Source organism: Egicoccus sp. AB-alg6-2 (assembly GCF_041821025.1).
Classification (GTDB): domain Bacteria; phylum Actinomycetota; class Nitriliruptoria; order Nitriliruptorales; family Nitriliruptoraceae; genus Egicoccus.
This window is the reverse complement of sequence record NZ_JBGUAY010000001.1, coordinates 206502-228881: the sequence shown is the minus strand read 5'-3', so window position 1 is coordinate 228881 and position 22380 is coordinate 206502. Positions and strand designations below refer to the sequence as shown.

Here is a 22380-nt window from a genome sequence, read left to right as displayed (position 1 = left end):
GCGTCCGCGTCGGGCGGCGATGCGGGTACCGTCCCGCCATGTTCTCCCGCGCCGTTCGGCTGACCCACGTCCGCGGCGTCGAGGTCCGTCTCGACGTGTCGCTGCTGCCATTCGCGGCGCTCGTGGCATGGTTCTTCGCGGCACGCTTCCGGGACGGCAACGACCTGGCGGTCGCCCTGCTGATGGCGGCGGTGGGCTGCGTCCTGTTCATCGCCTCGATCCTGGCGCACGAGCTCGCCCACGCGCTCGAGGCCCGCCACCGCGGGCTCGACGTCCAGCGCATCACCCTGTTCCTCTTCGGCGGGGTGACCGAGATGCGGGCGAGCTCGCAGACGCCGCGCGACGAGTTCGTCGTCGCCGCGGTCGGACCGTGGATCAGCCTCGTGTGCGGTGCCGCCTTCGGACTGCTCGGCACGTTCGCGACCTGGGTCTTCGCGGCGCCGGTCGCCGCCCCGATCGCCGAGGTCGCTGGGCTGCTGGCCTGGGTCAACGTGATCCTCGCCGTCTTCAACCTCGTCCCCGGCGCGCCCCTGGACGGCGGCCGGGTGCTGCGCGCGGGCCTGTGGTGGCTGCTCAAGGACCGTCGTCGCGCGCTGCGGATCGCCGCCCGCGCCGGCCAGGTGCTCGCCGCGGCGCTGGTCCTGCTGGGGGTACGTGCGGTCCAGGTCGCCGGCTTCGAGGGCCTGTTCGGCGGCCTCATCTGGGTCGCCGTCGGCGTCTTCCTGTGGTCGGCCGCGCGGGCCGAGATCCGGCAGAGCGAGGTGGACGCCCTGCTCGACGGTCGGCGCACGCGCGACCTGGTCGGTCCGCTCGCACCGGCCGTCCAGCTCGACGATCCCCTCGATGGTCTCGCCGTGGTGCCGCCGGACCGCAGCCTCGTCCCGGTGCTGGACGGCGGGCACCTCGTCGGGGTCGTCGCCGTCCGCGAGGTGGACGAACTGCACCGGAGCGATCGTGCCGTCCGGCGGGCACGCGACCTGCTGCAGCGGGTGGACCACCTGCCGCGGGTGGGTCTCGACGACGACGTGCGCGACCTGATCGATGCGTTCGCCGGGCGCGTCCACGCCGTTCGCCTCCACGACGACGGACGTGACGTCGCGGTCGTGACCGAGCGTGAGGTGGCCCGGGCGCTGACGTCCCTGCGGCGCGACGGTGCCCGACGTGCACCCCGGCCCACCGCGGAGGCCGCCACATGACGCAGTCCGACGTCTCCACGCCGGACGCGTTCCCCCCGTCGCCGGACCCCGACACCCCGACGCCCGAGCGTCGCCGCGGATCGGTGTGGCGACTGGTGTTCTACCTCGCCACCGTCGCGGTGGTGCTTTGGGCGGCCGTGCTGGTGCCCCTGCCCTACGTGGAGTACCTGCCCGGATCCCCGACCGAGATCGAGCCGCTGATCGAGATCGAGGGTGCGACGACCACCGACCTCGACGGGGAGACGGCCCTGCTGACCGTCCTGCTGCGCCAGCAGCCGGCGCTGCAGGCGCTCCGGGCCGCCGTCTCCGACCAGCGGCGACTGCTGCCGCTGTCCACGGTGTTCCCGCCCGACGTCGACCGCGACGCCTTCTTCGCCCGCGAACGCGAGGTGTTCGGGCGCCAGTTCGAGATCGCCACCGTGATCGGCGCCCAGGCGGCGGGCGTCGAGACCCGCATCCTGTCCGAACCGGTCGTCGTCTCCGTACTGCCCGGAAGCCCCGCCGAAGGCGTCCTCGAACCACGCGACGTCATCGTCTCGATCGACGGCCAGGACGTGGTCGCTGCCGAGGAGGTGCAGGCCCGGACCCGTGCGGGCGAGATCGACGAGGTGGTCCCGCTGGAGATCCGCCGCGGCGGCGACACGGTGCAGACCTCGATCCGGCTGGGCGAGCTGCCCGGGCTGGAGCATCCGGGCATCGGCATCCAGCTCGAGACGGCGGTCTACGACATCGAGCTGCCGTTCGAGGTCGCCCTGGCCCCCGGCACCCGCATCGGCGGCCCCAGCGCCGGCCTGATGGTCGCGCTGACCGTCTACGACCTGCTCAGCGACGAGGACCTGTTGCAGGGCCGGCTCGTACTCGGGACCGGCACGATCGACGCCGACGGCCGCGTCGGCCCGGTCGGAGGCGTTCCCGAGAAGATGCTGGCCGCCGCCGCGTACGGAGCGGACGTCGTCCTGGTGCCCGAGTCGCAGTTCGAACAGGCCATGACCACCGCGCCGGACGACCTGACCGTGATCGGCGTGGCCACCATGGACGACGCGCTCGCTGCCCTCCGCGACACCGCAGGGGACTGACGCGTCAGACGGTCGCCGTCGCGGCCTCGGCGTTCGCAGCGCTCGCCGCGCAGCGGGCGACGAAGGTCCCGAGCAACTGCATCCCGGCGCTGGTGAGCACGGACTCGGGATGGAACTGCACCCCTTCGAGCTCGAGCTCGCGGTGCCGCAGACCCATGATCAGCCCGTCCGACGTCTCGGCCGTGACCTTCAGCACCGGCGGCAGGCTGTCGCGGTCGACGACCAGCGAGTGGTACCGCGTCGCGTCGAAGGGCACCGGCAGGTCCGCGAGCACGCCCTCACGGCGGTGGTAGATGAGACTGGTCTTGCCGTGCACCAGCACGGGGGCGCGCACGATGCGTCCGCCGTAGACCTCGCCGATGCACTGGTGCCCCAGGCACACCCCCAGGAGCGGGCGGCGGCCCGCGACGTGACGAACCACGTCGTTGGAGAGACCGGCGTCGGCCGGGGTCCCCGGGCCGGGCGAGATGACCACGCCGTCGGGCAGGTCGGCGTCGAGTTCGTCGAGCGTGAACGCGTCGTTGCGCACCACCTCGACGTCTGCGCCGAGTTCACCCAGCTCCTGCACGAGGTTGTAGGTGAAGGAGTCGTAGTTGTCGACCACCAGCAGCCGGGGGCGCGGCGCGGTTCCACCCATGTCGGTCACCTTCCCGCCAGTTGGCGTCGCAGTTCGTCGCGGTCGAGGTCGCCGGCGCTGGTCTCGGGAAGCCGGTCCACGGCGATCACGCGATCAGGAACGGCCACGGGGTCGAGAAGATTCCGGCAGTGCTCCACCATGGCGTCGCTGTGCACCCGCCCGCGCCGGCGCGGCACGACCGCGCCGAACAGCAGGTCACCCACCGTCACCACGCCCGCTCGCGCGACGGCGGGGTGCCGGCTGAGCGCCGCCTCGACGTGGCGGGGCGAGACGAACTGGCCCTCGCGCTTGACGACCTCCTCGACGCGACCGACGTGGGTGAAGACCCCGTCGGCGTCGACCGTCGCCAGGTCACCGGTGACCAGCCACCCGTCCACGAAGGTGGCCCGGCTGAGCTCGTCACGATCGAGGTAGCCCTGCGCCACCTGCGGCCCGTGCACGAGCAGCATGCCCGGCGTGTCCGGCGGGAGCACGCGTCCGAGGTCGTCCGGGTCGACGACCACGGCCACGGTGCCGGTCACCGGAAGGCCGATGGTGCCGAACGTCGCCCGGCCGTAGACCGGCTGCGCATGGGTGAGGGGGGCGGCCTCGGCGAGGCCGTACCCCTCCCGTACGCGCGCCCCGCCGGTGCGCCGCTCGACCTCGGCGGCCAAGCCCGGGTCCAGCGGCGCGCCGCCGGCGACACACACCCGCAGCGACGTCAGGTCGCGCCGTACGGCGTCGCGGTCGGCCAGCAGGGCGTGGAGACGGGCCGGCACGGTGGGGAACAGCGTCGGCTTCTCGCGTTCGATGATCCGGGCCAGCTCACCCGGTTCGGGGCGGTCCACCAGGACCAGCGTTGCCGCCGACAGCAGGCCCGCCAGCAGGCCGAGGGTCAGCGGCAGGACCTCGTGCAACGGATCGGCGACCAGCACGCGCTCGCGTCCCGCTTGGACGTCGGGAACCCACAGGCGGGCCTGGAACGCGTTGGCGACGAGGTTCGCGTGGCTGAGCACGACCCCCCGCAGGTCCTCGCCACGCGCCCGGTAGACGTAGGCGGCCTCGGCGTCGGCGGCGACGACCGGCGGCAGTGGCGTCGACGCGTCCTCGAGGAGCAGGTCCGCGAGGGTGACGTGGTCACCGCCACCACGGACCGGACGGCGGGGCAGACGGATGCGCCGCGTGCGTGCCGGCCACTCGCCGCCGGTGACGCACACCGCGACCGGCGGCAGCGCGACGTGCTGCCGCAGCTCGTGCAGGAGCCGGGGGGCTCCCACCGCGGCGTCGACCCGGGCGTCCTCGGCGACCGCACGCAGCCGCTCCGCGGGCAAGGCGGGTGACACGGGGATCACCACGGCGCCGAGGCGCCACAGCGCGAGCAACAGCACGGGCGCGGCAGCGGAGTTGTGCAGTCCGACCAGCACGCGGCTGCCGACCCCGAGGCCCCGCCCGGCGAGCCGGCTCGCCACCGCTTCGACCCGCTCGCGCAGGGTGACGAAGTCGATGGTCGCACCGTCGGCGATCAGGGCCGGCGTGGAGGGGAAGTCGCGGGCCGCGTCGTCGAGCAGGCGGGGCAGGGCCACCGCCGGCAGGCGATACGTCGGCGGCACGCCCGGCGGGTAGGCCTCGAGCCAGGGGCGCTCGAGCGACGCCGGGTCCGGCGGTCCGGCCACCGCGGACTCCTGGAACGGAAAATGGGACGACGAGCCCCGAAGTGTAGGGCCAGACGCGGCTAGCGTGTGCCCGGCCCATCGTCAGGACCGCCGTGAACGCCGCTCCCTCCGCGCTGCGCGACCTGCGTGCCGAGGTCGACGTCGCACTGGAGGTGGCACTCGGCGATCGCCTGGCGCGCCTGCCCGAGTACCACCCCTCGCTCGCGCCGGTCGGGGACGAGCTGCGGTCATTTGTCCGGGGTGGCAAGCGGATCCGGCCGGTCCTGCTGCTCCTCGGGCACGCCGCCGCGGGTGGCGAGGGCAACGCCCGCGTGATGGGGCCCGCCATCGCGCTCGAGCTGTTGCACACCTGCGCGCTCGCGCACGACGACGTGATCGATCGCGCCGACAGCCGCCGGGGCGAGGCGACCGTGCACCGCGTCTTCGAACGGATGCATCGCGACGCCGGATGGGACGGCGACGCCCGGGCCTATGGTGAGGCGGTGGCGATCCTGCTCGGCGACCTCGCGTTCGTCCTCGCCGACGAGCTGTTCCTTGCCGCCGAGGTCGCACCCGAGCGGCTCCTCGCCGCGTTCGGCACGTTCACGCGCCTCCGCGAGGAGGTGATGGCCGGCCAGTACCTCGACCTGTGGGCCGCCACCAGCCGCACCACCGACCGCGCCCTCGCCGAGCGCATCGCGGCCATGAAGTCGGGCTGGTACTCGGTCGCCCGGCCGCTGGAGGTGGGCGCCGTCCTCGGTGGCGCGGACGACGGGCTCGTGGCCGGGCTGGCGCGCTTCGGGGACCCGCTGGGGCGCGCGTTCCAGGTCCGCGACGACCTGCTCGGCGTCTTCGGCGAGACGGCCGAGACCGGCAAGTCGACCCTCGGCGACCTCGCCGAGGGCAAGCGCACCCTGCTGATCGCCGAGGCGGCCGCCCGGCTCGACGCGGACGCCTGGCGCTGGCTGGATGCCGCGCTCGGCGATCCGAACCTCGACGAGGCCCGCGCCGACGACGTGCGCGACGCCCTCGAGGCGTCGGGTGCCCGCGCCGCGGCCGAGGCCTACGTCGCCGACCAGGTCGCGGCCAGCCTCGCCGAGCTCGAGCGCCTGCCCCTGCCCGAATCCACGGCCGTCGCGCTCCGGTCGCTCGCCGACTACCTCGGTGCCCGTACCAGCTGAACCGCCGCCCCCAGCGTCGGGTCCTCGAGTCGCTGCTCGACCCACGGGAACACCGTCGTGAACAGGATCACGACCACGACGGCGATCAGCACGACCAGCAGCGTCGCGCGGAGCCACCTGGGCATCCGCCCGCCATCAGCGTCACGAGGCAAGAGGTTCCTCCACCAGTTCTCCCCAGGCGATCAGGCGCTGGGCCGCGCTGAAGCGCGGATGACAGGTCGTCAGGGTGATGGTCGGCGCTTCGGTCCCCCATGCGCCGTCCCCGATGACCCAGATGTCGGTCGGCGCGACCACCCGCTGCTCGCGATAGGCGTAGACCCACTCCTGACCCGACCGGTCGACGACGTGGATCGTGTCGCCCTCGGCGAGCTCGTCCAACGCCCAGAACGGGCGCCCGTAGGTCGTCCGGTGTCCGGCGATGGCGAGGTTGCCCGGGTCGCCCGGGGCGGCCGACTGGGGATAGTGGCCGGGTCCGAGACGCAGGTGGTCGAGCGTCACGTCACCGACGACGTAGAGGACGTCGTCGGCGACGACGCGCTGTCCGTCGCGCTCGAACCACATCGCCAGGAACGCCTCGCCGGTGTCGACGGGCTCGGCCTCACCCTCGCCGTCGCCGTCGCCGGGCAGCGTGGTCACACCCTGTTCGGGGACCTCGAACCCGCCGCCGACCGACACGCCGTCGCCGGCGTCGTCGACGTCACCGGGCTCGGCCTGCGGCGACTCCCACGCTTCGGCGAGTTCGCGCTGCGAGGCGTTGGCGGACAGGTCCGTGAACCACAACAGGTACACGACGTACAGCAACACGACGGCGCCCGAGACGACCAGCGTCCAGCCGAGCCCACGAGCGATGCGTATCACCGGTGTCCCTCGTCGAATTGCGTCCCCGGCGGGCGCACCCGGCCGAAACCGAAAGGGTAGCCAGCACGCCCGGTAGGCTGCCGCGCGCATGCCGTCCGTCAGCCGAGGCCTTTTCGATGCCGCAGAGCAAGCACCGCCGCAAGGGACGCAACCGTCCGCGGGCGTATCAGACCAGCCCGCCGGCGAAGAATCCCGCGCCCTCCGCGCCGTGGGTGCCCAAGGTCGGTGTCGGACTGCTCGTCGCTGGCGTCGCGGTCATCCTGCTGGCGTATCTGCCGACCGCCCAGGACTGGCTGGCGACGGTGCCGCCGCTGTACGGCAACTGGGGCCTGGTGGTCGGATTCGCGTTGCTGATCGCGGGCTTCGGGTTCCTCGTCCGCTGGCGCTGACTGCCGGCGGGTCGCGCGCGTTTCCCCAGGTCAGGGGCAAAATCGGGGAGATATCCCCAGTTTTCCCCTGTCCGCACGTCCACATCCTGTGGATAACAGTCGGATGGGTCGAACGTCCCTCCACACGGTTTTCCACAGGGTCGTGGACAACCGCCCGGCCGCGACGGGGCTACGGTCGTGGTTGCCGTCACTGGGCGCGTGCGCGAACGATGCACCGGAGGAAGGGGCGCGAATGCCGGTCTACGAGTACGCCTGCGCCGACTGTGGACAGCACACCGAGCGGCTGCTGCCCTACGCGCGTGCGGCCGACCCGGGACCCTGCCCGGACTGTGCCGGGCCTCTCGAACGCCGCTTCAGTCGCGTGGCCGTCCGCCTCAACGCCTGGGGCTTCTCGCGTACCGACGGTTTCGTGCCCGATCGCCCCGGTCGCGGGGACTTCCGGACCGTCGCCGAACGCGCCGATCGCATCGCCGAGGGCGGTGGCTAGTTGAGGATCTCGGTGCGCTCGTGCATGCGCTGGCCGCAGTGGCTCGGTGCGCGCGACGTGCCCCGCACGATCAGCAGCACCTCGGTGCCGCACTCCTCGCACCAGAACAGGGTGCGTTCGCCCGCAGCGACGGGCGTGGCGACGACGTCCTCGGCCGGCATGCCGGGCGCCTTGGCGTCCTGACCCAGCGCCCGCAGGGAACCGAGCAGCCAGGTCAGCAGGACCCAACCGAGCAGCGGGGCGAAGACCCACCGCCATCCGAAGAGCACGCCGACCGCGACCGCCAACCCGGCGGCGGGGATCAACAGCAACAGCACGTGGCGACCTCGTTGGCGACGACCTCGCACCAGTGTGCCCGACCGTCAATGGGTGGCGCGCCACTCGTCGGACCAGGCGTCCTCGCCGAGGTGCCAGCGACTCGTGCGGTGCACGAGGGCGTGCAGGCTCGCGACCAGGCCGGTGTCGGAGCGGACCTCGATGAGGTACGCACCGGTGCGTTTGGTGCGATGGCGCTCGTGGCCCTCGGCAACCAGGCGGTCGCCCGGCGCCGCTGACGCGAGGAACTGCACGTCGACGCTGAGGGCGACGGCCAGCCGACCCCACGAGTTCGACGCGACGGCGAACGCGACGTCCCCGAGCCCGAACCCGACGCCCCCGTGCAACCAGCCGGCGAAGTTGCGGTGCTGGTCGGTGACGGTCAACCCGACCCGGGCCCAGCCGCCGCCCCAGTCCTCGAGCTCTGCCCCCAGGCGGCCCGCGAACTCGTCGCTGTGCCACAGCTGGTCGAGGTCGGCCCGGTTCGGGATCGACTGGGCGTCGGGGTCTGAGGTCATCGCTCAGCCGAGGCGTTCGATGATGGTGGCGTTGGCCATGCCACCGCCTTCGCACATCGTCTGCAGGCCGAAGCGGCCGCCGGTCTGCTCGAGCACGTGCAGCAGCGTGGTGGTCAGCTTGGCGCCCGAGGCCCCCAACGGGTGGCCGTTGGCGATCGCGCCACCGTTGACGTTGACCTTGTCGAGGTCGGCTCCGGTCTCCTGCTGCCAGGCGAGCACGACCGGCGCGAAGGCCTCGTTGACCTCGAAGGCGTCGATGTCGTCGACGGTCATCCCGGCGCGCTGCAGCACCTGCTGCGTGGCGGGGATCACCCCGGTGAGCATGAAGATCGGGTCGTCGCCGGCGACGGCCATCGTGTGGATGCGCGCGCGTGGGGTGAGCCCGAGTGCCTCCGCCCGACTGCGCTCCATCACGAGGACGGCGGCCGCGCCGTCGGAGATCTGGGACGCGCCCCCGGCGGTGACCACCCACTGGATCTGTGGGAACCGCTCGGCGAGACCGTCGTCGTGGAACGCGGGGCGCAGACCGGCCAGCGATTCGGGCGTGGAATCGGGGCGAATCCCCTCGTCGGCCGTCATGGTCTCGCCGGTCGGGCCCTCGCCGCGGTCGACGGCGACCGGCAGCAACTCGGCCTCGAAGCGACCGTCGGCGGTCGCCGCCGCGGCACGCTGGTGTGAATGCGCCGAGAAGGCGTCGAGATCCTCGCGCGACAGGCCCCACTTGGCCGCGATCAGCTCGGCCGAGATGCCCTGGTTGACCAACCCTTCGGGGTAGCGCTCGAGCAGTCGCCGCCCGAACGGGTCCTGGCCCATGGTGGACGAGAACATCGGCACCTTCGACATGACCTCGACCCCGCAGGCGACGGCGACGTCGTAGCTGCCGGCGAGGACACCCTGGGCGGCGAAGTGCAGGGCCTGCTGCGACGAGCCGCATTGGCGGTCGATCGTGGTCGCGGGCACCGCCTCGGGGAAGCCGGCCGCCAGGACGGCGTTGCGGGCGACGTTGAAGGCCTGCGCACCCGCTTGCGACACGCAACCGGCGATCACGTCGTCGATCTCGGCGGCGTCGATCCCGGCACGGGCCACCAATCCACGCAGCGTCTCGGCCAGCAGGTCCACCGGATGCCAGCCGGAGAGCGCGCCGCCGGGCTTGCCACGCCCGACCGGGGTCCGGACCGCCTCGACGATCACTGCTTCACGCATGTGCATGCCTCCTGCCGGCTGACGGCCTCCCGCCGTGCGTCGAGGCTACCCCGCACGGCGACCCAAAACGGAACGCGGAGGTCCGATCCGTTCCGTCACGGCAGCAGCGCCACGCTCGCGCCGCCCCGCCGCGGATCTCCGGCGCGGGCCCCGTCGGGTCCCGCGACATGGGTGCCGCCGAAGTACAGGTCGGACACGCGCCAGACGTTGACCTCGCGCTCGGTGGCGAGCTCCGCGATGGCCGCCTCCGCGAAGCCGGGCTCCACCTGCACGACGGCGCCGTCCCAGTGGATGCGAGGAGCGCGGACCGCGGCCTCGACGTCGAAGCCGTGGTCGACGAGGTTGACCACCACCTGGGTCATCGCGGTGCGGATGCGTTCTGACCCGCCGCTGCCCAACGCCAGTGGCGGCGCATCAGGCCGGTACAGCAGCGAGGGGGCCATCATCGAACCGACCCGGCGACCAGCCGGGTGCCGCAGCCTCGGGGGCTGCGCGCCGACGCGCAGGTGCGGGTTGAGGTCGGACTCGCCCGTGATGTTGTTCGCCATCACCCCGGTGTCGCCGAGGATCACGCCGCTGCAGCTGCCGTTGGACGTGGTCATCGAAGCCAGGTTGCCCTCGGCATCGCAGACGCTGACGTGCGTCGTCCCCTTGACGGCGGTCGGGGACGTGTGGTGGCGCCACACGTCGTCGAAGACCTCGGCGAGGTCGCGGAGGCGCCGGCCGCTGCCGAAGGCCGCCGGCTCGCGGGTGTCCAGCAGTTGCAGGCCGCGACCGATGAGCGTGCCGCCGAGCGAGGGCAGCGGGTTGGTCACCAGCACCGCGTCGCGATAGGCGACCGAGAGCGGTTCGCGCTCGACGACCTCGTACGCGCGCAGGTCCTCGGCGCTGAGCAGGCCGCCGTTGGCGGCCATGTCGGCAGCGATCGCCGCGGCGATGGGTGCGTCGGCGAACCCTGCGGTCGTGCCGGCCGCGACGGCATCGAGGAAGTCGGCCAGCTTCTGGTTGCGGACGGCTTCGTCGCCCGCCAGGCGCCGCCCATCGGGACGAAAACGTCGTGCGCCCTCCGGCGACCGGGTCAGGATCGGTTCGAGCAGGTGCACGACCGCGGTCTGACCGGGGCCGAGCACCACGCCGTCGGCTGCCATCCGGCGCGCGGGCTCGACGACCCGAGCCAACGGCAACCGCCCCAACCGGTGGTGGACGTGCAGGTAACCGGCGAGGCACCCCGGCACGGCGACCGAACCGTGACCGACGTGGAAGACCTGGTCCGCGGCGCCGAACCGCAGCGTGACCGCGTCCAGCCGCGGCTCCACCTCGTCGTCGACGCCGCGGCCGGGCGTGTCGACGAAGAAGTCGAACAGCACCTCCTCGCCCGCCGCGGTGTGCGCCAGCAGGAACCCGCCGCCACCGAGACTGCTCAGGCACGGCTCGACCACCGCGGCCGCCAGTCCCGCTGCGACCGCCGCGTCGAACGCGTTCCCGCCCGCCTCGAGGACGTGCGCGGCGGCCGCGACCGTCTCGGTGTGGCCGGCCGCGACGACCCCGAGCGGCGGCGTGGTCGCGGTACCGATGGCGGTGCTCCCGATCCTGGAGGGCAGCGCAGCCTGCCATGCTCGTCCGACGACCGGTGCCTTCCGCCCGGACCGAACAGGAGCTCCACCATGGCCGACCAGGACATCGTCGACCTGTTGCTCGCCGATCACCGTGAGTTCCGCGAGCTGTTCGACGAACTCGCCCGCAGCGAGGACGACTTCAAGCAGGAGCTGTTCCACTACCTCGTCGCCCGCCTCGCCAGCCACGAGGCCGCCGAGGAGTCCGTGGTCCACCCGGCGTTGCGTGACGACGTGCCCGGAGGCGAGGACGTCGCCGTCGAGGTGCTGCGCGAAGAGGCCGAGGCCGAGAAACTGCTGCACCGCATGACGAAGATGGACATCCCGAGCGAGGAGTTCACGACCGCGCTCGCACAGCTCGACCGCGACGTCTCGGCCCACGCCGAGCACGAAGAACGCGAGGAGTTCCCGCGATTGCGCGAGCACCTCGACGCGGAGCACCGACGCAAGATGGGTGCGGCCTTCGTCACGCTGCGCGAACACGGGCCGACGCGACCGCACCCCAACACGCCACAGGCCCCGGAGGTCCGCGCCGCCGTCGGACCCCTGGCAGGCGTGTTCGACCGTGCCCGCGACAAGGCTCGCGAGGTGTTCGGGAAGTCTTGACGACGGTTGCCGGCTACAGAGCGTTAGCCTTTCTATACTTTGCTCGCAAGCGGTCGCAATGTCGCGTGCGAGGAGATGTCCGTGCCCAACCCCTTCGAGGATGCCACCGTCGACGGGGCACTGGATCCTGCCGCGAACCCGTTCCGGCCCGGCATGGGACGTGTGCCACCCGACTTCGGCGGTCGTGAACCGGCCCTGCGGCGCGCCAAGGTCGTCGTCGACCGGCTCGCCCGGCCGTCGGCACCGCAGCTGGTGCTCTACCGCGGGGTGCGGGGCGTCGGAAAGACCGCCCTGCTCGCCTACGTGCGTCTGCAGGCCGCGCAGCGCGGCGTGCACACCATCGCGATGGAGGCCGACCGCGGTGACCCCGACCTCGTCGCCGCCCGCGAGACCCTGCGGCGGGGCGCAGCGGCGCTCGTCGAACGGGCCGACGACGCCCTGGTGCGACGCTGCGGCGGCCTGCGACGTGCCAGGGACGGCAGCGTCGAGGCCAAGGGAAGCGGCACGCCGGCCGCCACCGTCGAGCGCCTCGTCGCCGACCTCGGCCTGCTGGCCGCCGGACTCGGTCAAGGGGTGCTGCTCACCGTCGACGAGGTACAGGAGGCCGAGCAGACCCTGCTCAAGCCGCTCCTGCGAGCCGCGCACCTCGCCTCGCAGGAGGACCGGCCCCTGGGCGTGTTGCTCTCCGGTCTGCCGTCGGCTGCCGAGACCCTGTTCGACGAGGGCCAGACCTACACCGAACGGCTCGAACGACTCGAGCTCGGCCTCCTCGACCGCGAAGGCACCGTCGAGGCGATCCGCCGGCCGTTCGAACGCGAGGCCGACGTCCTCGTCGACGACCACGTCCTCGATCATGTCCACGACGAGTCCGGCGGCTACCCCTGGTTCGTGCAGCTGTGGGGCGCCGCGCTGTGGGACGTCGCCCGCCATCCGCAGTGCGTCGACCTCGAGGACGCCCGTGCCGCCGGCGTCGAGGTGCACGAGCGCGTCCAGGCGTTCTTCGCCGACCGCTGGCGTCGTGTCCCGTCGGGCCGTGGGGCGTTGCTCGCGGTGGCGCTGGCCGAACAGGGCGGTGATGCGGAGATGGGCGACCTGACCGAGGTGCTGGACCTGACCCACCAGGCGCTCTCGCCCGCCAGACGAGACCTCGTCGAGCGCGGTCTGTGCTGGTCGCCCGGCCGGGGGCGCCTCGCCTTCACGGTGCCCGGATTCGCCGAGTGGGTCACCCGGACGCGGCCGGACCTCGGATGAGCGGCCCGTCGGTGCTGTGGCTGCACCCGGCCCGGGTCCCCGCGAGCGTCCCGGCGGTTCGCATGGCGGTCGCCGACTGGGCTCGGGCGACGGGCGTCGACACGGATGTCGAGCACGACCTGCTGGTCGTCGTGACCGAACTGTCGGCCAATGCGGTCCGACACGGCCGCGGCGCGCGGTTCGAGACGCAGGTGTCGGTCCTCGGCGACGCGCTGCAGGTACGTGTCACCGATGCCGGCGGCGCCGCACCGGCCATGCCCCCCGTACCCGGCGGCACCCTGTCCGAGCACGGACGGGGGCTGGCACTGGTGCGGGCCATGGTCGATCGGTTCAGCTGGCGGGCCGACGAACGGGGCACGCGGGTCGAGGCCCTGCTGCCCGCCGTGCCCCGTCCACCGACCAGCGTCGACGTCGCTACCCTTCGCGACGTTCCGGGCCCGTAGCTCAGTTGGCAGAGCGCTGCCTTTGCAAGGCAGATGTCGTCGGTTCGATTCCGATCGGGTCCACCCTGCGTCGCGTCACCGCCGACCGTCGTTGTCGCGGTTGGTGCGCCCGCAGGCGCGTTCCCGTCATCGCGCAGCACCCATAGGCAAGTAACCACTTGCCTGCAAGTCGTGGCTTGCGTACGGTGCGCCCATGGCTGACGTGTTCGACGCTCTCGGTGCCCCCGCTCGACGGGCCATCATGGACGTGTTGTCAGCGCGCGACGACCAGACGTTGTTCGAGATCGTGAACCGCCTGCTGGTGGACCACGACGTGGACCTCACGAGACAGGCCATCTCGCAGCACCTACAGGTGCTCGAGGAGGCCGGACTGGTGCGCTCCCGACGTGAAGGTCGTTACCGGTTCCACACCCTCGAGATCGGCCCGCTGCGAGACGCAATGGCCCGATGGCTGAACAAGGAGTGACGATGCGCATCAACCTCGCGAGCATCTTCGTCGACGATCAGGCCGAAGCCCTCGCCTTCTACACCGACATCCTCGGGTTCGAGCCCCGGTCCGACATCCCGCTCGGCAACGGTGACCGCTGGTTGACGGTCGGCACACCGGGCGAGCCGTCGGTGGAGCTGCTCCTCGAGCCGTCCTCGCACCCGGCGGTGAAGCCGTTCCGGGACGCCCTGGCCGCAGACGGAATCCCCGCCACGCTCTTCGCGGTGGACGACGTACGGGCTGAGCACGACCGGCTCGTCGCGGCCGGCGTCGTGTTCACCCAGCCGCCGACCGAATTCGGGCCCGTCACGACCGCCGTGTTCGACGACACCTGCGGCAACCTCATCAGCATCGCCCAGCAACACTGACGCGTCACGCGGCGTGACGGGTCAGCGCTCGACCGGTGCGGGCAGCAGGCGATCGAGCAGCTGCTGATCGGGGATCAGTCCGGCAGGTCCGAAGCGCCGGGCGGCCTCGACGAACGGCGGCGCGCAGTCGGCGAGTTCGCGGAAGATTGCGCGTGCGTCGTCCTCGCGCCCAGCGAGACCGAGCACGATGGCACGCCACATCAGCATGTCCGGCTCCTCGCTGGGGTCTTCCTCACGCATCCGATCGAGGTCCACGACGGCGGCGTCCGCCTCGCCGTTCAGCGCCCGCTCGAACGCCGCGACCACCCGGTGGTAGCGGCTGCTCTGGTCCACCAACCGGTGCAGCTCCCGCAGCGGGTCGGGGTGGTCATCGACCCGCAGGTTGACCACCATGTCCCGCCATGGTCGACCCGTCCGCTGCTCGCGGACCACGAGCACGGCCGCCGAACGTCGACCGCGGAAGTCACCGCCCGCCGACTCCGCGGCGTGCAACGCGGCCATGAGGCGCCGTGCCAACGACCCCGTCGTCGCTTCGAACGCCTCCACCATCGCGTCCCAGACCGCCGAGGACGTGACCATGTTCGCCAGGGCGCAGCAGTCCTCGCCGATGCGGTGTCCCGCCGCGGCCACGCAGTCCTCGCCGGTGTAGACGTCCATGCCACCGTCGGCGTCGACCATCGCGACCTGGCGGCGACCCGGGTGGGGATCCACGCTGCGCAGCGCAGCGAGCACCTCGGGCGCGGTGAGACCGCCCCGCAGCATGTCCAGCCCCAGCTCGCCGTACATCGGCTCGCCCATGGACTGGGTCGCGATGACGCCGTAGCCGGGCAGGGCCCATGGCACGCTGGCGCCGACGGCGAGCGCCTGTGTCTGGGTGGCGACACCCATCTGCCCGGTCCGGGGATCGCGGGCGACGATCGAGTAGGTCACGATGAACAGGCCTTGTGGAGGTCGGGTGTCGTGGCACGTTCGTAGCCGTCCCGGCCGTCGTATGCCGCCACGGACCCTGCCCGGAGAGGCAGGCGACCGCCCGGGGAGCGCGACGCGACCGGCGGGGCAGCGGCGTAGCCTCGTGCCGCGCCGCTGCCGACGAACCAGGGCCGAGGGACCGATGACCGACCTGCGTGACCAGCCGATACCGCGCCGCGACGCGTTCGCGTACTGGCGGACGATGCCGACCCGCTGGCACGACAACGACCACTACGGGCACGTCAACAACGTCGTCTACTACGCCTGGTTCGACACGACCGTCAACGGCTACCTGATCGAGAACAGCGGCGTCGACACCCGTGACCTCGACGCGGTCGGGCTGGTGGTCGAGACCGGCTGCCGCTACCTGCGCCCGGTCTCGTTTCCCGACGAGCTCGAGATCGGCCTCGCCGTCGAACGCCTCGGGTCGAGCAGCGTGACGTACCGGCTGGCCGTCTTCGCCGCCTCGTCCGATGCGGCGGTGGCACTGGGCCGCTTCACCCACGTCTACGTCGATCGCGTCTCCGGCCGACCTTCCGCCGTTCCCGCCCCGGTCCGTGACACGCTCGCGCCGCTGCTGTCGACCTGAACCAGTCGCGGATGGCGGCCGGTCGTTCCACGTCGCTCGGGATGGTGGCACCGCGGCCGGGACCGCGCACCTGCGGCTGGGCGCGGCCGCGTCACGTTGTGCGCCCGCAACCCCAGACCTGAGGAGGTCCCATGGCGAACCTGTGGTTCCTGGACGGCGACGAGCATGCGATCGCGATCTCGGAGCAGGCCGAGGCCGGCGACTTCGTCGTCCGCCGCGTCGGCGCACTGCTGGAGGTCGGCGAGATCGCCGACGGCGACGAGCCGCAGGTGGCCTGGTTCGGCGAGGTCGAGCAGGCACTGCTGCCGGCGATGGACGCCGTCGAGACCGCCGAGGAGCGGCGTGGACCGCTGCAACGCATCCCCGACGACGGCGACCTCCGCGCCGCCATCGAGGGCATCGAATCGGCCGAGCGCACCCGCGGGGGCTGATCGGGGCCGAACCCTTGGATTCGACCCGCCGGCGCGGCAGGATGCGCCGGCGGGTCGCGTCGTGCGGGGGACGATCGACGCCCGATCCCCCGACCGCACGAGGACGTCGCCGTGGACCCCTACGTCCCGATCGCCGCGGGCATGCGGGGCGTGTGGCACGGGCTCCGACTCGACGTCCGCGCCATCGGCTACCACCACATTCCGGGTACCGGCGGAGCCATCCTCGCCAGCAACCACATCTCGTACCTCGACTTCTGTTTCGTCGCGCTGGCGCCGCCACGCCCTCGTCGCCGTGTGCGCTTCCTCGCCCGCCATGACCTGTTCCGCGGTCGCGTGGTCGGGCCGGCGCTGCGGGCCATGGGCCAGATCCCGGTCGACACGCACGGTGACCCGATCACCGCGTTCGCCCAGGCCGAGCAGGCGCTGCGACGAGGTGAACTTCTCGGCATCCACCCCGAGGGCACCATCAGCCCCTCGTTCGTGCCGCGCCGCGCCCGGACCGGAGCGGTCCGGCTGGCACGACGCACCGGCGCGCCGATCGTGCCGGTTGCCGTCTGGGGCAGTCAACGGTTGCTGACCAAGTGGCAGCCTCGCCGGCTGCGACCGGGCGTGTGCGTCACCGTCCGCTACGGCGCCCCCTGGCACCCGCCGGCCGACATGGCGCCGGCGCGAGCCAGCGCGGAACTGATGCGCCGCATCGACGAACTGCTCGTCGTCGAGCAGGCCGGCTACCCGCAGCGTCCGCGCAGCGCGGCCGACCGCTGGTGGGTGCCGGCGCACCTCGGGGGCCGTGCACCGACGCCCGAGGAGGCGGATGCCCGGCTGCGTCGGCAGGTCGAGGAACGGCGCGTCCACCGCCGCGGCGCCACGGCACGCTGACGTCGCCGGTCAGTCCCACGCGACCGGTCGCAGCGGCTCGCTCGCGGGCGCCTCGAGGACGGCGCCGTCGGGGGCGAACCGGGAGCCGTGGCAGCCGCAGTCCCAGGTCTGTTCCTCGCGGTTCCACCGCACCAGGCAGCCGAGGTGGGTGCACGTTGCGGACACCGCGTGCACCGTCCCGTCGTGGGTGCGGGCGACCGCCGTCGGGGTGGTACCGCGCCGGACCAGCCGACCTTCGCCGGGTTCGAGCGGCAGGTCGCTGACGGGGCGGGCACGGACCCGGTCCCCGACGAACAGGCCACCCACCCGCAGGTTCGCGCGCAGGATCTGCTTCCAGCCGGCCGGGGGCTCGACGCGGCCGGTGTCGAAGGCGCCCGCGAACGGGTCGCGACCCTCCTTGATGCGGGTGACCATGGCCTCGGCCGCCGCGGTGCCGAAGGCCAGGCCCCACTTGCCGAAGCCGGTCGCCGTCCACAGCCCCTCGCCCGGCAGCGGCCCGACGTAGGGACGCCCGTCGGCGGGCATCTGGTCCTGCGCCATCCAGGCGTGATCGACGTCGGTGACCCGAAAGTGGTCGCGGACCCAGGTCTCGAGCCCGTCTCGGCGGCCCTGCAACGCCTCGCTCGCGGCCGTCGGCTCGCTCATGCCGACCGCGATCAGGTGTTCACCGGAACGCGCGGTGCGGCTCGAGCGGATCGACCAGGTGCGCTCCTCCTGGAACAGGTACATCCCGCGCGGCACCGGACCGTCCAACCGGGCGGAGATCCCGACGGCCGACATCGCCTTGGTGCGGCCGAACAGGATCCGGGCGTCGCGGTGCGCCGGCAGACGGGTCGCGATCACGACGTGGTCGGTACGCACCTCGGCCTGGTCGGTCAGGACGCGCCAGCGGCGCGCACCGCGCTGCTGGGGCACGACGTCGACCACGCGCGACTGCTCGTGCACGGCGCCGCCCAGCGCGAGCACGGCAGCCGCGAGACCCTGGCAGTACAGCACCGCATGCAACTGCCGCTGGTCGGGCATGGTGAGGCAGGGACGGCCGGCGAACGGGACCTCGTCCGGCGCCGGACCGAGCTCGACCTGCAGACCGGCCTCGCGCGACGCTGCCGCCTCGCGCTCGAGTCCGCCCACCTTGTCGTCGGTGAGTGCGACGAGGTGGGCCGGCACCTCCTCCCGGTCGCAGGCGATACCGAAGGTCTCGACCAGCCGGTCGAACACCTCGATGCCACGCACGTTCGCCCGCGCGTAGTGCCGGGCCGCGTCCGCGCCCACCTCGTCGCGCAGCCGGGCGAGCCGGGTCTCGTTCTGCGCGGTGAGCTTCCCCGTCGTACCGCCGGTCGTTCCAGCCGCCAGGGCGCGGGCCTCGAGCAGGACCACGCGCAGCCCCGCCTCCGCGGCGAGCAGCGCCGTCGTCAGTCCGACGATGCCGCCACCGACCACGGTCACGTCGGCATCGGCCAGACCCACCAGCGACACCAGGGCAGGCGCCTCGGCGGTGTCCCGCCAGTAGGCCCGGTCGGCAGGTGGCTGTTCGGCGTCCATCGATCGCGCTCCGGGTCCGGCGGCACAGGAAGCCACCTCAGCCGGGCGGGTGCCGCCGTGCACCGCGCGGACCCGGCCGGCCGAGCGAGGCCGTTCGTTCCGCCGTGCGGCGTTCGGGACGCACCCGTGGCCCATTGGACACATGACCGGCTCACCTTGACGCAGTTCGTGCGCCAAGGTGGAGGCAACGTCGTCGAGGCCCGAAGGTTTGGCATGTCCCGAGAGCTGACCTGCTGCAACGACACCTACGTGCGCGGCCCCGATGCGGTGTGGCGCTATCGGTGGGGTGACCCGGTGCCCGGGGCGACCGACCTGACGCTCGCGGACGTCTTCGCGATCCACCTCGGCCCCAACGACAACGTGCCGATGCGCAAGCTCAGCGAGGACGAGGTCGCCTGGGTGAAGGGCGAGGCGACCGATCTCGACAACGTCCTGGTCCGCCCGCCACGCAACGGCCGTTCGGCGGGCGTGGGGGACCTCGTGGTCGGGATGCAGGCCCCCGAGCTGCACGTGCTGACCATGCTCACCGTCGCCGACATCGGACAACTGGCGGGCGTCTCCAAGGCCACCATCGACAGCTACCGCTACCGCGGCTACCTGCCGGAGCCACAGGCCACCCGCGGACGCACCCCGCTGTGGGCGCGGCCGGTCATCCGCCACTGGCTGGACCACCGGCCCGGCTGCGGTTGGCGCACCGACCTGTACGGGCCGACGTTGACCGCCGAACCCGCGGGCTGACGCACGCACTTCCGCTGAGTTTTTTTCGAGCCGAGGATCCTGAGCATGGCCAATCAACACCTGGTACGCGCCCTGGTCGCCCGTGACGACGCGCCCCGTGTCCGTCGCGAACTGATCGACGAACTCGACCTGCCCGCCGACCACATCACCCTCACCGAACCCGAGGCGGCCGACTACCGCGACGAGGGCCCCGACCACGAGGTCGGACGCCTGGCCGAGGTCGGACGCCGTCGTCTGTGGATCGGCGCACTCGCCGGTGCCGCACTCGCGCTCGTCGTCGTCCTCGTGATCCCACCGCTGCGGGACTTCCTGCCCTTCAGCCTGATCCTGCTCTTCGGTGGCGCCTGGGGCGGCGCGATCGCGTTCACGGCGCGTGGGATGCAGGTCGGCAAACGCGAGGACGACCTCGGCGAGCGCATCCACCACGTCGGCGACGACGACGCGCGCCAGTTGCGCCTCGTCACCGTCAGCGTCGACCGGGACCGCGAACGTGTCGTCGAGGTGCTCCAGCGGCTTGGTGCGACCCTGCTCGACGCGAACCACCCGAAGGTCGGCCAGGGCCCGGACTCGCGCCCCGCCAACCCCGGCCAGGGTCCCCACAGCGGCGACGAACGCGACTGAATGCGGCGCCGCCCCACCCTGTCGGGACGCGCGGACACTTGCCCGACCGTAACCGGAGGCGCACCCTGGTCGCGCGACCAGAAAGTCGGCCGGGCCACCTCCTCCCGGCCGCGCTCCGCCGGGCACAGGCTTCAGGTGTTGGTCAGACTCGGCGCAGACGGGGGAGTGACGATGACGACCATGAAGTCCGGGCAGGATCTGCTGCACGTCCTCGCGCGTGACCACCGCCGCTTCGACGAGCGGTGTCGCTCCTTCCTCGACGCGCCGACGCGACGCGGCGAACGCCTGCTGCGGGGCCTCGCCATCGACCTGCTGGCCCACGAGGCCGTGGAACAACTGCTGCTGCACCCGCTCGTCGCCGACCGCCTCAGCCAGGGGCCACGACTGTCCGCAGCACGGGTCGAGGAAGAGGACCTGCTGGAGCGGCTGTTGATGGGCGCGCTCGACCAGCCCCTGGCATCCGACGCCTTCCGCACCGCCTTCCGCACGGTGCACCGGCACCTGGTCGAGCACACCGATCGCGAGGAGCTCGAGGTCTTCCCGTACGTGCGCCACGTCGTCGAGCGACGGGACCTGCGGGAGCTCGGTCGGCTCTACACGACCCTGATGGTCCGCATCCCGACGCGCATGCAGTGCCGCCTCGAAGCGCGGGACGGACAGGTGCGCCGTCCGCTGCTGCGCATCCGCGACGTCGGCTGCGACGTGATGCGTGAACTCGGGCACGAGCTGCCCGCAGGCGCCGACCCGGGCCGCGATGACCTGCACGCGCCGATCCGCGGCGTACTCATCGACCTCAGCGAGCCACGGGTGTCGACGCTGACGCCTCGAGCCGGTGCAGCCACCGAAGCGTGAGGCCGACGGCGGCACCGGCGTAGACCAACAGGGCCCCGACCTTCATGAGCGCGCCACCGACGCGCTGCTGCTCGAGTGCGAGGCTCCCACCGGCGGCGTACCAGCCGTAGAGCGGTTGCGGCGCGGTGAGCAGGAGCACCCCGAGCCCCGCGCCGACGATCGCGCTGCCCGCCAGCGTCACCACGGCATGCCCGAGGCGGCGGTCGTCGGCCGCCGCACGCGACACCGCCGCCCACAGCAGCACGGCGCTCAGCAGCAACGTGGCGTGTTCGAACACGTGCACCCCTTGATCGCCCAACGCCGCGTCATAGGCGGCAGGGACGTGCCACGCCAGCATCACGGCCATGGCGCCCGCGCCGGCCAGCAGCACCGGCACACCGGGATCGGTGCGCAGCACCGGCAGCGGCCGGCCGCCGCCGCTGGCACCGAGCCACAGACGCCGCAGCGGCGCCGAGGCGGCCAGCAGCGGGGCGGCGAGGAGCACGAGCACCTGGTGCTGGGCCATGTGCCACGCGAAGGAGCGGTCCGCCGCGGCCTCGACGGCGGGGGACAGGGCGAGGAGCACCAGGACCAGTCCGGCCGGGAACATCCAGGCGCCGTCCCGACCGCGGTGGCGACCGCCGCCGGCGGCCTCGCGTTCGTGGCGTGCCCCGCGCAGATGGAGCGCCCCCAGGCCGACGGCGGCGAGCACGAGCGCGGTGTCGGGCAGCATGGTCAGCCGTGCTCGAGCAGGAACGCCGCGATGTCGGCGGCGTCCTCGTCGGTCACGCCGACGTCGGGCATGCCGGTGTCCGCGGCGTGCGCCTGCGGATCCTGGATCCATGCCGCCAGCATCTCGGGCGTGTTGGGGAGCACCCCGGCGATGATGCGCTGCTCGGCCAGGTCGTCGAGCTTCGGGCCGACCCGGCCGCTGGCGCCCCGTACGGCCGCGTGCTGGTGGCAGGCCCCGCAGCCGTAGGCGACGAACGCCTCGCGGCCGTTGTCCGCGTCGCCGAACTCCACGCCGGCGGCCGCACCTGGCCCGGTGGTCCGCTCGCCCCGACCGCCGTCGCAAGCCGAGATCGCCAGTGCTGCGACGACGGCCACGACGACCGGCAACCAACCCGGGGCGCGGGAGGACGCGGACGGGCGCGTGCGTGCACTCATGGGATGGCCCCCTTCGCGCAGGCGTCCACCAACAGGACTCCCGAGCCCTCCAGCAGGATGGCCCCGAGGAAGAACACGTCCAGCGCGATGCCGAACCAGAGGCTGAACCGCACGGAGGGGTCGGTGACGCGCTTCGCCCAACGCAACGACAGCACCAGAGCGACGATGGCCAGCAGGGCGGCGACCAGCGTGACCAGGTGAAGGATCCAGTCGCCGACTTCGCACGCGGCCGGCACGAACAGATACCCGAGCCCGAACCGCAGCGCCCACGCGATGGTCCCACCGAAGATCAGCAGCGTCAGCACCACCCATCCGGGCCGTACCTGCTCGACGTCGGCGGTCGTACGCATCGAT

General features: G+C 72.6%; 29 protein-coding genes and 1 tRNA gene. 17 read left to right on the top strand and 13 right to left on the bottom strand.

Annotated features, from left to right (window positions below; all coding sequences use genetic code 11):
• Window positions 1-38: 38 nt before the first annotated feature.
• On the top strand, window positions 39-1196 hold the full coding sequence (locus ACERMF_RS01175; RefSeq protein ID WP_373667182.1) for a site-2 protease family protein: 1158 nt from the start codon (window positions 39-41) through the stop codon (window positions 1194-1196).
• A complete protein-coding gene (locus ACERMF_RS01170) occupies window positions 1193-2272 on the top strand; it encodes a PDZ domain-containing protein (RefSeq protein ID WP_373667181.1) in 1080 nt (359 codons plus the stop codon). The genes ACERMF_RS01175 and ACERMF_RS01170 overlap by 4 nt, the downstream gene beginning before the upstream one ends.
• A 4-nt stretch (window positions 2273-2276) precedes the next feature.
• On the opposite strand, the gene ACERMF_RS01165 is transcribed toward ACERMF_RS01170, so the two are convergent.
• A complete protein-coding gene (locus ACERMF_RS01165; RefSeq protein WP_373667180.1) occupies window positions 2277-2909 on the bottom strand; it encodes an aminodeoxychorismate/anthranilate synthase component II in 633 nt (210 codons plus the stop codon).
• 5 nt (window positions 2910-2914) lie between these two features.
• Window positions 2915-4561, bottom strand: a complete 1647-nt coding sequence (locus ACERMF_RS01160) for a class I adenylate-forming enzyme family protein (protein ID WP_373667178.1) — start codon at window positions 4559-4561, stop codon at window positions 2915-2917.
• Window positions 4562-4653: 92 nt separating this feature from the next.
• Here ACERMF_RS01160 and ACERMF_RS01155 point away from each other — a divergent pair, with 92 nt between their 5' ends.
• Complete coding sequence (locus ACERMF_RS01155; RefSeq protein ID WP_373667177.1) at window positions 4654-5721, top strand: polyprenyl synthetase family protein; 1068 nt, start codon at window positions 4654-4656, stop codon at window positions 5719-5721.
• Here ACERMF_RS01155 and ACERMF_RS01150 read toward each other — a convergent pair.
• Window positions 5697-5846, bottom strand: a complete 150-nt coding sequence (locus ACERMF_RS01150) for a hypothetical protein (protein WP_373667176.1) — start codon at window positions 5844-5846, stop codon at window positions 5697-5699. The genes ACERMF_RS01155 and ACERMF_RS01150 overlap by 25 nt on opposite strands.
• A gap of 16 nt (window positions 5847-5862) precedes the next feature.
• Complete coding sequence (locus tag ACERMF_RS01145; RefSeq protein ID WP_373667175.1) at window positions 5863-6579, bottom strand: class E sortase; 717 nt, start codon at window positions 6577-6579, stop codon at window positions 5863-5865.
• Between the two features lie 116 nt (window positions 6580-6695).
• Between ACERMF_RS01145 and ACERMF_RS01140 the strand changes: the two genes are divergently transcribed.
• Together ACERMF_RS01140 and ACERMF_RS01135 are read left to right on the top strand one after the other, a co-directional pair.
• Window positions 6696-6968, top strand: a complete 273-nt coding sequence (locus ACERMF_RS01140; RefSeq protein ID WP_373667174.1) for a cell division protein CrgA — start codon at window positions 6696-6698, stop codon at window positions 6966-6968.
• A 232-nt stretch (window positions 6969-7200) separates the two neighbouring features.
• Window positions 7201-7455, top strand: coding sequence for an FmdB family zinc ribbon protein (locus ACERMF_RS01135; protein WP_373667173.1), 255 nt, complete (start codon window positions 7201-7203; stop codon window positions 7453-7455).
• Here ACERMF_RS01135 and ACERMF_RS01130 read toward each other — a convergent pair.
• The 4 genes from ACERMF_RS01130 to ACERMF_RS01115 form a co-directional block, all read right to left on the bottom strand.
• A complete protein-coding gene (locus ACERMF_RS01130; RefSeq protein ID WP_373667172.1) occupies window positions 7452-7772 on the bottom strand; it encodes a hypothetical protein in 321 nt (106 codons plus the stop codon). The genes ACERMF_RS01135 and ACERMF_RS01130 overlap by 4 nt on opposite strands.
• A 45-nt stretch (window positions 7773-7817) precedes the next feature.
• Window positions 7818-8288, bottom strand: coding sequence for a PaaI family thioesterase (locus tag ACERMF_RS01125; protein WP_373667171.1), 471 nt, complete (start codon window positions 8286-8288; stop codon window positions 7818-7820).
• Window positions 8289-8291: 3 nt separating this feature from the next.
• Window positions 8292-9491 carry an acetyl-CoA C-acyltransferase gene (locus tag ACERMF_RS01120; RefSeq protein ID WP_373667170.1) on the bottom strand — a complete coding sequence of 400 codons (1200 nt, stop codon included), beginning with the start codon at window positions 9489-9491 and terminating at the stop codon, window positions 8292-8294.
• A 95-nt stretch (window positions 9492-9586) separates the two neighbouring features.
• Window positions 9587-11197: a gamma-glutamyltransferase gene (locus tag ACERMF_RS01115; RefSeq protein WP_373667169.1), complete on the bottom strand. Its 1611-nt coding sequence runs from the start codon at window positions 11195-11197 to the stop codon at window positions 9587-9589.
• Here ACERMF_RS01115 and ACERMF_RS01110 point away from each other — a divergent pair.
• The 6 genes from ACERMF_RS01110 to ACERMF_RS01085 all read left to right on the top strand — a co-directional run bounded on the left by ACERMF_RS01110 (window position 11156) and on the right by ACERMF_RS01085 (window position 14259).
• Window positions 11156-11710, top strand: a complete 555-nt coding sequence (locus tag ACERMF_RS01110) for a hemerythrin domain-containing protein (RefSeq protein ID WP_373667168.1) — start codon at window positions 11156-11158, stop codon at window positions 11708-11710. The two genes, ACERMF_RS01115 and ACERMF_RS01110, sit on opposite strands and share 42 nt — an antisense overlap.
• Window positions 11711-11791: 81 nt before the next feature.
• Window positions 11792-12961 (top strand): AAA family ATPase, encoded by a 1170-nt coding sequence (locus ACERMF_RS01105; RefSeq protein WP_373667167.1) that lies wholly within the window; start codon window positions 11792-11794, stop codon window positions 12959-12961.
• Window positions 12958-13404: an ATP-binding protein gene (locus ACERMF_RS01100; RefSeq protein WP_373667166.1), complete on the top strand. Its 447-nt coding sequence runs from the start codon at window positions 12958-12960 to the stop codon at window positions 13402-13404. Before ACERMF_RS01105 ends, ACERMF_RS01100 begins: the two co-directional genes overlap by 4 nt.
• Window positions 13395-13467 (top strand) — tRNA-Ala (locus ACERMF_RS01095). The genes ACERMF_RS01100 and ACERMF_RS01095 overlap by 10 nt, the downstream gene beginning before the upstream one ends.
• A gap of 130 nt (window positions 13468-13597) precedes the next feature.
• Window positions 13598-13870, top strand: coding sequence for an ArsR/SmtB family transcription factor (locus ACERMF_RS01090; RefSeq protein WP_373667165.1), 273 nt, complete (start codon window positions 13598-13600; stop codon window positions 13868-13870).
• Window positions 13871-13872: 2 nt separating this feature from the next.
• The gene (locus tag ACERMF_RS01085; protein WP_373667164.1) at window positions 13873-14259 is read left to right on the top strand and encodes a VOC family protein; all 387 of its coding nucleotides are present in this window, start codon (window positions 13873-13875) and stop codon (window positions 14257-14259) included.
• Window positions 14260-14280: 21 nt separating this feature from the next.
• Here ACERMF_RS01085 and ACERMF_RS01080 read toward each other — a convergent pair whose 3' ends face one another.
• Entirely contained in the window at window positions 14281-15189 is a 909-nt protein-coding gene (locus ACERMF_RS01080; RefSeq protein WP_373667163.1) for a DUF1028 domain-containing protein, read from the bottom strand.
• Between the two features lie 181 nt (window positions 15190-15370).
• Between ACERMF_RS01080 and ACERMF_RS01075 the strand changes: the two genes are divergently transcribed.
• The 3 genes from ACERMF_RS01075 (at window position 15371) to ACERMF_RS01065 (ending at window position 17127) form a co-directional block, all read left to right on the top strand.
• Window positions 15371-15817 carry an acyl-CoA thioesterase gene (locus ACERMF_RS01075; protein ID WP_373667162.1) on the top strand — a complete coding sequence of 149 codons (447 nt, stop codon included), beginning with the start codon at window positions 15371-15373 and terminating at the stop codon, window positions 15815-15817.
• A gap of 131 nt (window positions 15818-15948) precedes the next feature.
• Window positions 15949-16248 (top strand): hypothetical protein, encoded by a 300-nt coding sequence (locus ACERMF_RS01070; RefSeq protein WP_373667161.1) that lies wholly within the window; start codon window positions 15949-15951, stop codon window positions 16246-16248.
• A 111-nt stretch (window positions 16249-16359) separates the two neighbouring features.
• Window positions 16360-17127, top strand: coding sequence for a lysophospholipid acyltransferase family protein (locus ACERMF_RS01065; RefSeq protein ID WP_373667160.1), 768 nt, complete (start codon window positions 16360-16362; stop codon window positions 17125-17127).
• Between the two features lie 9 nt (window positions 17128-17136).
• Here the strand turns inward: ACERMF_RS01065 and ACERMF_RS01060 are convergent, their stop codons facing one another.
• A complete protein-coding gene (locus tag ACERMF_RS01060) occupies window positions 17137-18669 on the bottom strand; it encodes an FAD-dependent oxidoreductase (protein WP_373667159.1) in 1533 nt (510 codons plus the stop codon).
• 213 nt (window positions 18670-18882) lie between these two features.
• Between ACERMF_RS01060 and ACERMF_RS01055 the strand changes: the two genes are divergently transcribed.
• The 3 genes from ACERMF_RS01055 to ACERMF_RS01045 all read left to right on the top strand — a co-directional run bounded on the left by ACERMF_RS01055 (window position 18883) and on the right by ACERMF_RS01045 (window position 20880).
• Complete coding sequence (locus ACERMF_RS01055; RefSeq protein WP_373667158.1) at window positions 18883-19407, top strand: helix-turn-helix transcriptional regulator; 525 nt, start codon at window positions 18883-18885, stop codon at window positions 19405-19407.
• Window positions 19408-19452: 45 nt separating this feature from the next.
• Window positions 19453-20028, top strand: a complete 576-nt coding sequence (locus tag ACERMF_RS01050; protein WP_373667157.1) for a hypothetical protein — start codon at window positions 19453-19455, stop codon at window positions 20026-20028.
• Between the two features lie 171 nt (window positions 20029-20199).
• On the top strand, window positions 20200-20880 hold the full coding sequence (locus ACERMF_RS01045) for a hemerythrin domain-containing protein (RefSeq protein WP_373667156.1): 681 nt from the start codon (window positions 20200-20202) through the stop codon (window positions 20878-20880).
• On the opposite strand, the gene ACERMF_RS01040 is transcribed toward ACERMF_RS01045, so the two are convergent.
• The 3 genes from ACERMF_RS01040 to ACERMF_RS01030 are packed head-to-tail and all read right to left on the bottom strand — an operon-like array spanning window position 20822 to window position 22376.
• Entirely contained in the window at window positions 20822-21592 is a 771-nt protein-coding gene (locus tag ACERMF_RS01040) for a cytochrome c oxidase assembly protein (protein WP_373667155.1), read from the bottom strand. The genes ACERMF_RS01045 and ACERMF_RS01040 overlap by 59 nt on opposite strands.
• 2 nt (window positions 21593-21594) lie before the next feature.
• Window positions 21595-22026 carry a cytochrome c family protein gene (locus ACERMF_RS01035; protein WP_373667154.1) on the bottom strand — a complete coding sequence of 144 codons (432 nt, stop codon included), beginning with the start codon at window positions 22024-22026 and terminating at the stop codon, window positions 21595-21597.
• Entirely contained in the window at window positions 22023-22376 is a 354-nt protein-coding gene (locus ACERMF_RS01030; RefSeq protein ID WP_373667153.1) for a hypothetical protein, read from the bottom strand. The genes ACERMF_RS01035 and ACERMF_RS01030 overlap by 4 nt, the downstream gene beginning before the upstream one ends.
• Between the last annotated feature and the right edge of the window lie 4 nt (window positions 22377-22380).